The sequence below is a fragment of the Streptomyces sp. NPDC005263 genome (assembly GCF_042872365.1).
Lineage (GTDB): Bacteria > Actinomycetota > Actinomycetes > Streptomycetales > Streptomycetaceae > Streptomyces.
In genome coordinates this window covers 926,560-940,292 of sequence record NZ_JBIAKJ010000003.1, presented here as the reverse complement: position 1 = coordinate 940,292, position 13,733 = coordinate 926,560, and the positions used below count along the sequence as shown (strand labels likewise).

Below are 13,733 nucleotides of genomic sequence, written 5' to 3'. Positions count from 1 at the left end.
GGCTGGTGTGTCAGCGGCGGTGCTTTTCGCGGAGCATCGAGCGCAGGACCACGGCGGCGACGGCTACGGAGATGGCCGTGACGGCGACGGCGGCCAGGAGCGCGGTCAGCACGACGCCGCCGACGAGGACGGCCGCGACCGCTCCGGTGCTGACGGATATCTGGGGCGCCGGACGCCGTATGGGGGCCGGGTCGGCCACGGTGTGGGTGTGCGCGGGCGGCGGCGTCGGGGTGTCGGGGTACTTGGGCAGGAACACAGCGGGGTTCTCCTTATCTACTCGTCTAGTCGTGTGAGCCGTTTATGACGTCCACGCCGGAGCGCGTGCCGGACTCGATGGCCGGGGCCATGAAGGTGTGCGAGAGCCAGAAGCCGAAGAGGGCGACCAGGACGACGATCCAGGTACGGACGCCGAGGAACTTGACCGCTCCCCAGGCGAAGAGGCCGAGGACGAGGACGAGCGGCAGGCTGACGGTCACGGTGTGCGGGTCCTTTCAGCGGACGGGGCAGCGGTGGGTGCGGGCGGCGAGTTCGGCGGCGGCGCGGCTGTCGTAGTCGGCGGAGAAGCCGCAGCGCGGGGCCGTGCAGGCGGCGGTGTGCTTCTCGCGGCCGCGACCGTCGTAGGACGTGCCGACCTGGACGGGGCCGATGCGGGTGACGGAGCGGAAGCGGCGGTTGGCGCTCATGTGGATCTCCTCTCAGAGGTGGGCGGCGATGGCGTCGGCCATGGGGGCGGGGACGCCGAGCCGGGCGCGGAGGGTGGGAGTGTCGATAGGCGACCCGGTGCGGGTGTGGTGCTCGGTGGCGACTTTGCGGGCGTGCTCGACCAGGGCGGCCGGGACGGAGACGGCGGGCGGAGGAGTCGGGGCGGGCGTGGGCGCGGCGACTGGTGGCGGCGGGAGCTCCGGTACGGGATCGGGCGCGTCCTCCTGGTCCTCGATGTCCTCGCGATCCTGCGGGAACTCGGTCTCCTCGCCCTCGCCCTCGCTGGCGTCGGTCTCCTTGGTCACGTTGTGCGCGGTCGGTGTCGAGTGGGCGAGGAGGGTTCCGCCGAGGAAGGCGACCGCAGGCCAGCCTGCGACGAGGATGCGGAGCCAGGCCGGCACGGCGTTCAGGTCGAGGAGTCCGGCGGTGGCGACGTTCGCGCCGAGGGAGGCGGCGAGGGCGATGACGAACCAGCACCACCCGGAGGCTTTCGCGTCGCCGGTCCGCAGGCGGCGCCAGGCGGCGACGAGCAGCAGGTCGACCGAGATCGGATAGGCCCACGCTTTCCATCCGTCTTGTCCGGCCGCCGAGGCGACGTCGTGGAGGTGGGCGAAGGACAGGGCGGCGGCGATGACGGCTTGGACGAGCACCGCATCGATACGGGCCAGTTGGGCGCGCATGCTGCGGCTCCTTCCGGTTTCAGGCATGGCGGGGTAGGGACGTGGCGTGAGGCGGTCACGCCGACCGGGGCGGGAGAGGGAGCGGCTCAGTCGGTGACCGGTCGGGGCTGCACGACCGGGGCCGGGGACTCGACCGGCCGTACGGGCGCGTCGGGCTGGAAGGGCTTGAGCGCGGGCAGGTCGGGGACCAGGTGGGCCGTCGTGTGGCAGGTCTCGGCGGCATCGGCGAGGGAGAGGTACGGGGTGCGGATGCGGGACCAGCCGCCGGAGGTGTCACCGGCAACGGCGAGGCCGGGCCGTTCGGGGGCGATGGCGCAGGCGGCGGAGACCGCTTCGGGGGCGATGTCGCCGAGTGCCATTTTGGCGGAGGCTTCGTCGTTGACGCGGTGGCAGACTCGGCCGGTGAGTTGGGCCCGGAGCATGGTGGCGCCCTTGCCGAGTTCGGCGCCGAAGCGCTGGCCGCAGACCTCTAGGTAGATGCCGGCCGCGCGGCCGAGCTGGGCGAGGCGGATGAGCTGGGTGACCATCTCGTCCCGGCGTTCCTCGTCCTTGCGTGTGGCGACGAGGAAGAGTTCGGCCACCTCGTCCACGAACAGGACGATGGGCACCGGGCGTTCGTGCTCGGGCAGTCCCCAGATGTCGGAGGTGATCTCCTCGTCCGGTGTGGTCGGCGCGATGCCCTGCCGGGCCTTGATCAGGTCGTATCGGTCCTCCATTTCCTTGATGAGTACGGGCAGTAGTTCGGCAGCCTGCTCGGGGTCGGTGGCCAGCGCCGACAGCCGTGGAGCGAAGGGAGCCAGCTCCACACCGCGCTTGCAGTCGATACCGACCAGGGCGACGGGCTGTCGGGCGAGTCCGGCGACGAGGTGGCGCAGGTACATGGACTTGCCCGACAACGTGGCGCCGAGCGTGAGGCCGTGGGGCACGGTGCGGTAGTCGCGTATGAAAGGAGTGGCGTCCTCCCGTAGCGCCACCGGGACTTTCAGGAACCCGTCGGCCAACCTGCGCGGCATGCGGACGTTGCGCAGTACGTCGAAGCCGACGAGCCGCAGTTCGACGACACCGGGCTTGATGGTGGTGACGTAGACGGCGTGAACTCCCCAGGCGTGCCTCAGCCGTTCGGCGGAGGCGGCGACGTCGGCGGGTTCCTGGCCTGGGGCGAGCCGCAGTCGAAGCCGCAGTCCGGTCGAGGTGGGGCGGACGATTCCGCGACGCGGCGGGACGGGCCGCACCTCCCGCCGGGTGGTGGCCTTGACCGCCAGAACCCGCAGCCGGGACGGAGCGACGGTCAGGCCGCAAGCTTCCATGACCGAGCTGTACGAGCTGAGCAGCCGGGCCGTGGATATCGGCAGGCCGACCGTGGACCAGTAGAGGCCGGGGTGGTTGGCCCGGGCGTAGGCAGCCCCGCCGCCGAGCGCGGCGACAGGACCACCCACCTCCAGAAGCGTTGCCAGGTCGGTCATCAGGCCGAGGCCCCCACAGCGGCCGGGAACGCGGCCGGAGTGACAGCGGCGGCGCGGAACGCGATGCCGTGGCGCTGCTGCCCGTTGAACACGCTCTCCCACGGCCGGGCAATGAGCCCCGGCAGCGAGACCGGGGCACCGAGCGCGAGCCCGTCGGACACCCCGCTCTCCGGAACGGTGACCTTGATCAGGGACGACTCCCCCTCCTCGATGTAGACGACGCCCATCGTCATCAGGGCCTCGCCGCTGACGGCGTCCTTGGCGATCTCGCCGGTCTGCCGGTCACGGACCTTGGGCTCAGGCGCCTCGGTCAGCAGGATCGTTGCGGCCGAGGTCTCCACACGGATGGTGCGCAAGATACTTCTTCCCATCTACTCGTCTATACAAGATGCAGCCTTCGAACCCGATCTCCGGGAACGACGACCACCCTGCCACACAACTTGCCCACTCGTCTATACGAGTATGCCTGTTGGGGTGTACGAGTTCGGGAAAGCGGCCCCGCGCACCACCGCCGGTCAGGCCCTCACGTGGCCGGGAGCTGGTACGACAGGACATAGGCGTCCGCCGCCATGACCGTGTCACAGACCTCCACAGCCCGCCCTTCGGTGTCATACGCGGTACGGATCAGGTGGATCACGGGCACGCCGGAGGCCAACCGGAGCGTCTTCACCTCGGACGGCGAGGGCATCCGAGCCCGGATCTCCTCCTCGAAGTGGTCGAGGTGGTGGCCCAGTTCTTCGAGGCGGGCGTAGATGCCGCCCGGGCCGGGGTTGGGTTCGGCGATCTGCGTACCGCGCGCGATGTCGAGCGGCAGATAGGAGGTGGCGAACTCGACCGGCCGGCCGTCGAGCAGGTACCGGCGCCGCCGGGCGAGCACGCGGCGTACGGAGCCGAGCCGGGTGGAGATGTCCTGGCTGGCTTTCTCTTCCTTGACCTCCAGGCTGTCGACCTGCGGGTGACTGCCGGCGGCGTCGGCCTCGACGATGAACGCGGACTTCCCTTGCTCGCGGTGGCGCCGGGCGAACCGGTCTGAGGCGAGCCGTCGGACAGGTGGCCGTGGTCGCACGAAGACGCCCTTGCCGTGCTCGGCGTGCACCAGGCCCTCGCCCTGGAGGATGGAGAAGGAGTTTCGAACGGTCATACGGGAAACCCCGTAATGCTCGACCAGCTCCGCTTCGGAGGGCAGCTTTTCGCCCTCCTTGAACCGCCCACGGTCGATTGCCTCGCGCAGCTGGTCGGCGATCTGCCGGAAGACCGCACGATCACTCGTGGGGTCGAGATCACCGAGAAGGCTCGGAAGAGACGTCACGTGTACTCCTTTAGGTATCTAGACGAGTGGGCGAGTGTTGTTGCTACGGTGGAGAGCCTAGCCAGCTGAGAGGGCCGAGGAACGTGAGCACTGACCGTCCGCACTCCGTGAGCGTTGCCGGAGTCATCGTCGACGACCAGGACCGCGCCCTTTTGATCAAGCGCCGCGACAACGGCCACTGGGAACCCCCGGGCGGAGTCCTCGAACGTGAGGAAACCATCCCCGAGGCACTCCAGCGCGAAGTCCTCGAAGAAACCGGCATCAAAATCGCACTCCCCGCGACCCTCACCGGCATCTACAAGAACATGACGGGCCTGATCGTCTCCCTCGTCTTCCGCTGCGAAGCCGCCGACGGCACACCCACCACTGGGGACGAGACCCGCGCACTGCGCTGGGCCACCCGCGAAGAAGTCACCGACCTCGCCGACGAGGCATACGCGATCCGCGTCCTGGACGCATTGGACGCAACATCCCCGCCGGCCATCCGCGCCCACGACGGCGTGAAACTCGTCTAGCCCGAACCCGCTGCACATGGCGGCCTACCAGCACGAAGGAACTTGTATGCACGAGTATACGAGCACTGCGCGGGTCTGGGGACTCACTTGCCCAGGTTTCCCAGAAGAGGTCAGCCGGGCCCGCCGCTGGACGAGAGACATCCTGCGCGACTCGCCCCTCGCCGAGGACGCCGAACTGATCGTGAGCGAACTGAGCGCGAACGCGATCCTCCACACCGCCAGCGGCCTCACCACCGGCAGCTTCCACCTGGCCCTTGCCGTCTCCACGCAGGTCATCGCCTTGTCAGTCACGGATGACGGAGGCGCTGGCACAGCCCCGAAGGCCGAGCACCAGGGCCAGGAGGCGGAGCACGGCCGAGGCCTGGGGATGGTCAGCGCGATCGCCCATCGGGTTGTGGTCCACGACAGCCACGGCGGATACACGGTCACCGCGGAACTCTTCACAGCCCCTCGCGTGGGAGGCCATCCGTGCTGATGGACAAGCCGCAGCCGGGCTACTGGTGCGAGTGCTGGACCGAAGACCTCACCGAGGGAACGCCACGGATGCTACGAGGCTCGTTCGATGCGTACTCGGCACCGCAAGCCAGCAGATGGGTAGCGGTCGCCCTGCGCACCATCTCTCCAGCACTCGACCCCGACGCGTCCGACGAGGCGTGGGAGTGGCTCTACGACGGCCGTATCGAGACGAGACGAGCGCTCTTACGCGCGGAGTCCTGCACGGTATCCGTCATCCATGCCACCACACGCATCACATGGACGATCCGACCAGTACTCTTCCTGCCCCTAGCCCACCGCCAGGGCGTCGAACTCCCAGCCTGCGTAAACGACTTCAAGCCCCTACAACCGACTGAGTTACAACTTTCTCTACTGGTTCAAGGCGGCTCGCTCCGCTCCCCGCGCGCGACCCGGCCCCCGGCCGGGCCTGCGCTCCTGTCTCCGCCCCGCTCCAGCCCGGCCGGCGCCCGTGCCGCGAGTACAGCCGTGAGTTACCCATACCAGAGGAGTGCGTCACCCAGATCTAGCGTCACTTGAACATCCATCTCGGCACTACTCTCCGTGGATCAATAGTGACTGGTCGAAGTATTCTTCGGTCAGCCTGTCGAGATGCGCCGCCGCTTCAGCCTGCTCGCGCCGTTTCAACTCGGCCGCACGCCCCTCAGCCTCCTTGCGGAGTTTTCGCGATGCCTTCTTCGAGATGCGCGGGGGCTTAAGGACACCGCGAGCGTTCTTCGAGGTTGCCATTTCCGCTCATCCTCCTCTTACGGCCTTCACGCCAACGCCGACTCCTCCCAAGATTAGTGCACAGACAAGGAAGAGGACCGATGCCGTCAAGCAGCGCTTCTTAGGCTTGATCACATAATCCGTCCCATGAATGAAGATGCGCGCGGCCGTCGCAAACACGACAGTCTCGCTTCTGGCAAGTGGATGCTCGAAGCGCCCAGCCAGGGCCGCCGGAGAGATCGACCATAGCCTCCTCGGGATGATCTTCCTGATGAAGCCCGGGGGGATTGTGCGTAGCGTGCGCGAGGGGAACACGAAATCGATCAGCGAGAGCAAGATCGAAAGGATGCCAAGGGCCAGGGCGCACAGGGCAGCACCCTTCCAGTTCGGGCAGGCATCGATCTTGAGACCTACCACACCCAGGACCGCTTCGAAGCCGAGCAAGGCAGCCGCGAAGGCATTGAGTCCACTCACAGAAGTGGTCTGATGCGAGCGCTCCTGCAGACACACCTCCAGCATGAGCCGACGGGAAGGCTCAGCTTCAGCAAGAGCGTTCGGAGCATCGGGGGCGACGGAATCAGACACAGACTCCGACCTGCCGAAAACCTGCCGTAAGACGATCCATCCCACGAGCGCAAGGGCGCCAATGCGTTGTCGCCGCATGTATCAATTGTCTCTCGCCCAGCAACTCATCGCATGTGCAACCGAGTATGTGGGGCACTCGATAAGCTCGCCGAGGAAAGAGCAGTAGTGACGGCGCCGGGCAAGCTGCATGACCATGGCGCTCGCCTGAGCTGCAACAGGCTATTCCACACCGCAACGCCCGGCTGACGACCTGCCAGGACGGCTGCGCCAGAGCGGAGTTGAGCCACTTCGCCTTGCTTTGTCGGCGACATACTCCGACAACATGGTTAAGGCCGGTGGGGGTGCAGCGAGACATACGCGCGCCTACCCGGTCGGCGCACCCGCCATCGTGGCTGACTGTCGTCGGCTGAGGAACCAACGAATTCGCGTGGACCGTCCGGGAAGACCATCAGGTAGTTGAACTCGCTGCCTTCCTTGTCCGACTCCGACGGCAGCGCTGCCCGTCCACGGACGAGCCCACTCACCTCGGCTAAGCGACTTCCTCGATGACCATTCGCGGAGACGGTCCGCGACCATGACCCGGATGTGCCTCTTTGGCCCCGATGTGCTCTCGATAGCCGTTCGGAACCGCAAGAACAGGTTCCTCGCTGGGAATTACACGCCGCCGGGGGCGCAAGAGACTAGGTCGTCGCGACATGAGTAGCTCGCGCTCCTCGTCGCCTCCCAGCCCCAGCTGCGTGACGATAGCTCGTCCTAGCACCTCAGCCAACAGGGGAGGGGTGGCGTTTCCGACGACCCGTCGTTGTACCCGCTCAATGCCGGAAAACCGCCAAACATCGGGAAAGCTCTGGAGACGAGCTTGCTCGCGCACAGAAAGCGGTCGATTCTCCCAGTGAAAAGGTCCCGTGCTGGGTCCCGGTGAAGCCGGCAGGGTCCAGGAAGGGCGATCCTTGGCCAGCTTCAACAAGAACGACCAATAACGAGTCCGCCAGCCGAAAATTTCTTCACCATCGCCCCGCGCCGTATGGTGTAGGTAATTCTTCCCTTCGGGAATCGAGGCCAACAGTCCGGACCAGTAACCCGAAGGTGCGGGCTTCTCTGTTTCCTCAAGATCCCAAAGGGCATCCCAGGACCTTACAGGCTTGCCAAGATGCGTAGGATTTGGGAGCACTACCTCCTGTCCTTCGCGGTAGGAAATGGCGATAGCCCTCTGCCGGTGCTGCGGGACACCATAGTCGGCGGAATCGACGATTCTCCATGACAGGCCGTAATTTGTGCCATGCCTTCGATTTATGCTGTCGAGCCGCTCCATGACAACATCGATTGCACTCTCCCTGCCCTGCAGGAAACCCGACACATTCTCAATGAGAAGCGCTTTCGGAAGAAAAGTTTCCATCAAATCGAACATTCCATGAATGCTCTGCGCACGCGGGTCGCGCATTCCGACGCGAGACGACCTGTTCCACTGCGCCGCCTTAGAAAATGGCTGACACGGAGGTCCTCCGGCGATCAAATCCAGTTCGCCCCGCTTCAGCCCAAGTTGCGCTGGAGTCAGCCAACTTGCCGCAGCAGTCACGTCACCGTCGGCGGGGACCCACCATGCGGGACGATTTGCCCGCAGAACAGCCTGCGCATCGCCGTCAGTCTCCAGACATGCAACGGTCGCAAGCCCCGCCCGCTCAAGGCCGACGTCTAGGCCACCAGCACCCGTAAAGAGGGATAGAACACGCCCAAAGGGCCTGCGCGCCCGCACCTGGTCAGCCTCCTGTGGCCTCGGTAACCTCCGTGTCGAGCTCACAGTATCTGAGACCGGGTTGTCAAGTGACCTGGTCGTTTGTCGAGCGCGCAGCTCCTCAACTTCGCGTTCCCTCAGTGATCAAGCTGCCGGGGGACCGTGTACACCTCGAACGCAGCCCCGCTCACATGGCCCTCTCCTACCTGACGGGTACACAGCGAGCGCAGCGACTTCCACAGCAGAGCGGCGTGATAGTCCTCCAGCTCCGCCGGCAATGCGTCCAGCAGAGATCGCGCACAGACGACGATGAGCCGCTCTTGGGCCCTGCTGAAGGCGACGTTCGACCGGTTGAGATCGAGCAAGAAGCGGGCATTTGAGGCGATAGCTGCAGGGTCGCTCGCCGTTCCACTGACCACGATGGTCGGCCTCTCGCCACCCTGGAGTCGCTCCACAGTGTCGATCACTCCCACTGCCGGGTCGGAGATGTGGGCTGACAGCATGGAGCGCTGCGCTCTGTGTGGGGTAATGATGGCGACGCTATTTGCGGGAAGCGAATTGTTCGAGGCCAGTACCTGCTGAATGATTTCAAGCTCAACCGAGTTACTCTGCCTCGACGACTTATCGTCGTGCAAAACGAGGTACAAACCTGTATCCCCGCGCCAAACCCTCTCCAACCCTTGATGATCGGCGTCTTCGTCAACCTCGCCATCGATAGTCGACGCTTCCTTGAGGCTTTTGAGTTCGATCTCGTCAAGGCGGTAGAGCCGAGCGATAACTTCAGTAATCAGCGGTGGTAGGCGGAATGTCAATTCAAGCGCCGAGCGGCGAACTGAATTAGGACCGATGTCTTCGCGTGATCCAATACCACGCAACGCATTGAATGCACTCGAAAAGGGCTGGTAGACGACGGAGGGAGGACGGTCTTCGTGATCCCAGTCGTGCGCAACGATCGGCTCCAACTGACGATGGTCACCGGCCACGAGTACATCTCCATCCGGAGAGACCAACGTGGCAAGGGCCAGGAAATGAGGGAGCACCATCATCGATCCCTCGTCTACTACGAGCAACGGGACTGAGAAGCCACCCCTGTTTTGCCATGTCGCACTTGTGTCCAACTTTTTTGCCATCTTGAGTAGCGCCGCTGTCGTACCACCAAGTACGACGACTCCGTTCTTACTCATCTTTTTGATGGCATTGGTGCTCGAATTTGCGCGAATATCCGTGGCGCCGAACGAGTTTCCTGTTGCCGGAATCTGCGTCGAGTGGATTCGGCCGATCTCGATGTCGGGAATTAGCACGCCAGCCTCTTCACCAGCTGCGCATACTTCCGGAAGCACTCGCTGCAGACGCTCCAACAACGTGTCAACTGCGGCATGCGTATGTGCTGCGACCAGAACAACATCACCAGCCTGCAAACGCTGAGCAGCCCGAATCGCAATGGCGACGCTGGTGGTCTGAGTCTTTCCCGTCCCAGGCGGCCCCTGCAGTACCTGCATGCGTGTATCGAGTCCTTCGATGACTGCCCGTGCCTGATCAGGGGACAGCCCGAAGCCCGTCTGGAATTCGATACCTTCGATGACCGCTTGCCACTGAGCTGTCTCGGATGGTGTCAGTGGTGTGCGGGGAGTGACTCTCGGTCGTTCAGGATCAAGCCATGGATAAACGTGAGAGCCGACTGCACTCGTAAGTCGGTCTTCAACTCTGCCAGCGACGTAGTCCGACGGCGACTCATCCAGCGTCGCGAAGTCAAAAACAGGCTCAGCGTCTCGGCTGTACCCTCCTTGCAGAACGTAGCGAGACTCCGGATTGTAGAATTCCGAAATCTCAATTTCACCAGTGTCCCAATCGATGGCCTTGATCGTCCCCGTGCGCCCGCCCTTACGTAGCTGGCGAATGGATTGGCCGCGGTACACGTCTGCATTACATGGGTTGATCCGACACATTGAGCCCACTTGGAATGGAGACCTGTTGCGGAGCTCTTCGAGTTCCAGCCCATATTCGGCCGGAATGATTGTGGCAGTCAGACGCCCATTCCCGAGGCTCTGCACTTCCGCAAGCGGCAGTGTCCGACCCGTCGGGACACGAGACGCTGGCGGCTGAATATTGGTCGCCGTCCAGTCGTTCAACTTAACGAAGTGGTCAAGGCGCAGAAAGTCGATGCCAGCCGCAGCGACATCATTCACTCCCAGAGTAAACCGCCGAAGATCGGCAACTTGCAACGTCGGCTTTACAATATCGGGATTTTTGAAGGCAACGGCCTCCTCGACCCATCTCAACGCAATGATGCGCGCCTTCAGGTATTCCTTCAACATGCCGATCTCGCCAGCTACCTGGTAGCGCCGAATTGCGCTCCTAGTATTCGCTGGAATTTCGACGGAGGTGCTATCGGGATCCGGGAGCGTGTCCCAAGCTGCATGCCAATATGGGGCGGGAAGGCTGTCATGAAACCGACTTCGGATTTCGAAGCGATGCGACAGAACCGCATCTTGCTTCCCCTTGGCCCAACCACCTTGACCATCGATCCCAAGACTGGTTTTGAAGTCGAAGATGTCCTGCGTAAATACATGATCCAGGTCCACCTCTTGGCCTGCAACGCGTCGACGCCAGTGATAAGAGCGTCCGAACCAAGGCAATGAGGTTACAACAGAAAGGCCTCGCCCGGTCCAGCCCAGGGCGTATCGACTATTCACCTCGTCTTGAACACAGGAGTAGATGAGCTGTTCCAGACTCTCCCTGCAGCCCAGCAACTCCCTCAAGGCGCTGAGTAGCTTGCCACTAGTCCGTGAACATGCCTCAACAAGCCTGCTCATCTCACTGCGGGACCAAACGTAGAAGTGCAGCTTGACGTTTCCACCATCCGAAATTTCGGCGATAGCAGTTGTCAAGTCATTGAAGAATGATTGCAGGATCTGACGCTCGGAACCAGTGTCAGAGAGATATTCTCCACTCCATTCGGACGACTGGAAGTGAACGATCGATTGTCCCTGCACCGGCCGCGGATCGCCCCACTGCTTCCGACCGTTCGAGTCGACGGTGCGTACACGCTCGACGACATCCGGGCTCGGTACCCGAGTTTCACCCTGTGCTTCATTCCATTGGGTATGGATCGCACCGTCACTGTTCGTGATATGTGCCGCGACTGCTCCGATGCGATTCTCTGTGTAGTCGTAGTCGACTGAGAGGTAGATCCGGACTACCCTCTGGCCATCCTGCTCATATTCCGGGAGTTGGCTTGTGGGAGAGGGGTTGTACGCCTGGACCCGGAAGTTGTCAGGGTTCTCGTCGCCGCCTGGCAACGTTGATCGCCGGGCAGCTGCAAGGGTACGCAGACGTTCAACCGGTTCAGTAAAGCCAGGGTCAGCGCGTACGATACGAGCGCGAGGGTCGTCGGAATCAATCTCTGCGAGATCGTCGATTGTTTGGATTCCAGCTTGCCGTAGCGCAGCAGCCGTCGGTGCACTAATTCCCAACAGCTCGTGCCTCCTCTGTCGGGCACTCTCTGTCAGACAGTCAACACTGAAGACACAGCCGTCACACTTAGCATCGAGCTGATAGCCAAGGTCATCCAGTTCCGTGGCCATAATCCCGGCAAGAGTTCCGTCGTCGGCCACAAGCCTCAAGGCATCTGCCTCTTCGAGGGACAGATCCAACGGCGCCAGATTCATAATCTGCTGTCGCTCATTGGTTTCTGCGTCGATCCGCGCTACGACGCATTCGACGCGCTCCGGGTCAAGGCACTCGCCAGCGATCGTCAACGGATGAGCAGCCAGCCGCTCCTTGATCAACAGAGCGTAGAAGGCAACTTGCAGCCGCTGATAGGTCCGATCTCGGCGGCTGGCCTTGCACTCGACCACCCGAAGCACTGGCCGGCCACCCCGCCACAGGAGTACAAGGAAGTCGGCTCGGCCCTCAACCTCGAAAGCGCCCAGGCTGCCGAACAAGCGGATCTCGCGTCCGTAGGCGGTGTTCTGGCCCTCCAGGCCCTCCAGAGCAGCCGCGAAGTCGTCCCACGAGGGGAAAGCGCGAGTCTCCTCGACAGTGGGCATATGAGGGGCAACGTCGACGAACCCGGCTTCCTGCAGCTCCTGTTCCCAGTTGCTCTCTTGCTCCTTGCCACGTGCGGACAGGACGTAGTCCAACGGATTGAAGAGACGTTCGGCGAAGGGCAGGCGCCGCGTCAGCCGTCGCCGGTTCGAGTCCAACTTGAAGCGCCGCTGACACGACTGGTGACGAACGAACTCGCCGATCTCGGACACTCGTACCTGTGGGCGAACCGCCCCCGTCGAGACCGCACTTGACTCTTGCACTGCCCAGCCCTCCCGTACCGACCTTGCTCGAAGTCTAGGCACGGGGTACGACAACGGGAGCTGTCCTGCGGACTATTCGTGGACGGAGGGAGGTCCGGGACGGTGCAGCAGACCGCTGACCAGCACATCTTGGAGAGATGGAAGCGGCCTCCGGAGCCGTGTGCGCAGGTTCGAATCCTGCCGGGGGCACTCGCCGGTCAGAAAGTTGAAACTGTGATCTGACCAGTGCGGATGCCGACATGAAAGAGCGGGAGTCAGTCTCACTGGCTCTCGCTCTTTGTCGTGTTTTGCGCTGGTCGCGATAGACCTGCGAGACGCCCAGCGCGATCAGGGTGAGTCGCGCCCGGCCCGTTGCGCCTAGTACGGCCCATCCGCTGGGCAGCTTGCTCTAGCCTTCGGGTGGCCCCGTCAAGCATCCGCACCGCGTCCGGGAGGCCCCTCAGGTCGGAGGCGGTGCCCGCAAGCAATCCCGCGTTGTCGCCAAGGTTGACGAGCTCGTTCGCAGCGTGGAGGAGCAGCTTCACGTGGTCCTCCAGCCCAGACAACTTCCACATTTTCTCAAGCAGTTCGACCGGGTAGCGCTTCCACCCCTTTCTGTCGACCGTCTAGTGGTGCACCGTGCATCAAAGGATGAGGTTGGAGAACGCGTCTCGCTCCGCTTTAAACGCAACTGGCCTTCTACGTACGGCGTCTGCTCGGCTCCAGCTCCTCGCTGGCCCATCTCGCTCCGTGGGCCGAGCGTCTGGCTGCGCTGAGGGCCGGGAGACGGCTGGGCTGACCGACGAGCAGTACCAGGCGATCCTGACCGCCCTGATCCGTCTTCTCTCAGTCCTGACCGGCGGACGGCTGCGGCAAGACCCATACCCTGCGCACCCTGGTCGAGATCGCCGACGAGGCCGGTGCGGTAGGCGCGGTGGCCGCTCCGACTGGAAAGGCCGCCGAACGCCTGGAGGAGACCTGCGGGCAGGTGGCGATGACCGTGCACCGGCTTTTCGGACCGCCCGACGGCGACTCCCTCTTCGATCACGCCGGCGTTTTGGAGACCGCCGACATGGGGGCATCGACGCTCGAGCCGACCCTGGCCCGCCGGCTCTTCGCCGCCGTCTGGAGCGGCTGCCACCTGCTGTTCATCGGCGACGTCGACCGGCTCCCCAGCGTCGGCCCTGGCGCGCACTCGACGGTTCGCTGCGCAACGCTCGCCCGTACAGGGAGGATC

General features: G+C 63.9%; 13 protein-coding genes, 1 tRNA gene and 2 pseudogenes. 5 read left to right on the top strand and 11 right to left on the bottom strand.

Translation table 11 applies throughout. The features are described 5' to 3' along the window. Positions 1-10 precede the first annotated feature (10 nt). The 7 genes from ACFYRY_RS17985 to ACFYRY_RS17955 form a co-directional block, all read right to left on the bottom strand. On the bottom strand, positions 11-256 hold the full coding sequence (locus ACFYRY_RS17985; protein WP_389145877.1) for a SpdD protein: 246 nt from the start codon (positions 254-256) through the stop codon (positions 11-13). Between the two features lie 25 nt (positions 257-281). Then, positions 282-476, bottom strand: a complete 195-nt coding sequence (locus ACFYRY_RS17980) for a hypothetical protein (RefSeq protein WP_389145874.1) — start codon at positions 474-476, stop codon at positions 282-284. 15 nt (positions 477-491) lie between these two features. Then, complete coding sequence (locus ACFYRY_RS17975) at positions 492-683, bottom strand: mobile element transfer protein (protein ID WP_004986816.1); 192 nt, start codon at positions 681-683, stop codon at positions 492-494. Positions 684-695: 12 nt separating this feature from the next. Further along, positions 696-1,382 carry a DUF2637 domain-containing protein gene (locus ACFYRY_RS17970; RefSeq protein ID WP_389145871.1) on the bottom strand — a complete coding sequence of 229 codons (687 nt, stop codon included), beginning with the start codon at positions 1,380-1,382 and terminating at the stop codon, positions 696-698. Positions 1,383-1,468: 86 nt separating this feature from the next. After that, the gene (locus ACFYRY_RS17965; RefSeq protein ID WP_389145868.1) at positions 1,469-2,845 is read right to left on the bottom strand and encodes an FtsK/SpoIIIE domain-containing protein; all 1,377 of its coding nucleotides are present in this window, start codon (positions 2,843-2,845) and stop codon (positions 1,469-1,471) included. Next, on the bottom strand, positions 2,845-3,201 hold the full coding sequence (locus tag ACFYRY_RS17960; RefSeq protein ID WP_389146324.1) for a hypothetical protein: 357 nt from the start codon (positions 3,199-3,201) through the stop codon (positions 2,845-2,847). The genes ACFYRY_RS17965 and ACFYRY_RS17960 overlap by 1 nt, the downstream gene beginning before the upstream one ends. Positions 3,202-3,368: 167 nt before the next feature. Next, positions 3,369-4,154 (bottom strand): GntR family transcriptional regulator, encoded by a 786-nt coding sequence (locus tag ACFYRY_RS17955; RefSeq protein ID WP_030684069.1) that lies wholly within the window; start codon positions 4,152-4,154, stop codon positions 3,369-3,371. Between the two features lie 107 nt (positions 4,155-4,261). Here ACFYRY_RS17955 and ACFYRY_RS17950 point away from each other — a divergent pair, with 107 nt between their 5' ends. The 3 genes and pseudogenes from ACFYRY_RS17950 to ACFYRY_RS17940 all read left to right on the top strand — a co-directional run. After that, on the top strand, positions 4,262-4,669 hold the full coding sequence (locus ACFYRY_RS17950; protein WP_389146321.1) for an NUDIX hydrolase: 408 nt from the start codon (positions 4,262-4,264) through the stop codon (positions 4,667-4,669). A gap of 46 nt (positions 4,670-4,715) precedes the next feature. Then, positions 4,716-5,144 (top strand): ATP-binding protein, encoded by a 429-nt coding sequence (locus tag ACFYRY_RS17945; RefSeq protein ID WP_389145865.1) that lies wholly within the window; start codon positions 4,716-4,718, stop codon positions 5,142-5,144. Next, positions 5,144-5,506, top strand: a pseudogene (locus tag ACFYRY_RS17940) (hypothetical protein); the annotation flags it as partial. The gene ACFYRY_RS17945 and the pseudogene ACFYRY_RS17940, both read left to right, overlap by 1 nt. A 210-nt stretch (positions 5,507-5,716) precedes the next feature. On the opposite strand, the gene ACFYRY_RS17935 reads toward ACFYRY_RS17940, so the two are convergent. The 4 genes from ACFYRY_RS17935 to ACFYRY_RS17920 form a co-directional block, all read right to left on the bottom strand. After that, positions 5,717-5,911, bottom strand: a complete 195-nt coding sequence (locus ACFYRY_RS17935; protein ID WP_389145862.1) for a hypothetical protein — start codon at positions 5,909-5,911, stop codon at positions 5,717-5,719. Between the two features lie 6 nt (positions 5,912-5,917). Continuing rightward, positions 5,918-6,475: a hypothetical protein gene (locus ACFYRY_RS17930; protein WP_389145859.1), complete on the bottom strand. Its 558-nt coding sequence runs from the start codon at positions 6,473-6,475 to the stop codon at positions 5,918-5,920. A 529-nt stretch (positions 6,476-7,004) separates the two neighbouring features. Beyond that, positions 7,005-8,228, bottom strand: coding sequence for a DNA cytosine methyltransferase (locus ACFYRY_RS17925; protein WP_389145856.1), 1,224 nt, complete (start codon positions 8,226-8,228; stop codon positions 7,005-7,007). A 116-nt stretch (positions 8,229-8,344) separates the two neighbouring features. Beyond that, positions 8,345-12,466 (bottom strand): AAA domain-containing protein, encoded by a 4,122-nt coding sequence (locus ACFYRY_RS17920; RefSeq protein ID WP_389145853.1) that lies wholly within the window; start codon positions 12,464-12,466, stop codon positions 8,345-8,347. Between the two features lie 173 nt (positions 12,467-12,639). On the opposite strand from ACFYRY_RS17920, the gene ACFYRY_RS17915 reads away from it, so the two are divergent. Then, positions 12,640-12,706 (top strand) — tRNA-Arg (locus ACFYRY_RS17915). A gap of 667 nt (positions 12,707-13,373) precedes the next feature. Beyond that, positions 13,374-13,685: pseudogene (locus tag ACFYRY_RS17910) on the top strand (AAA family ATPase); the annotation flags it as partial. Positions 13,686-13,733 lie beyond the last annotated feature (48 nt).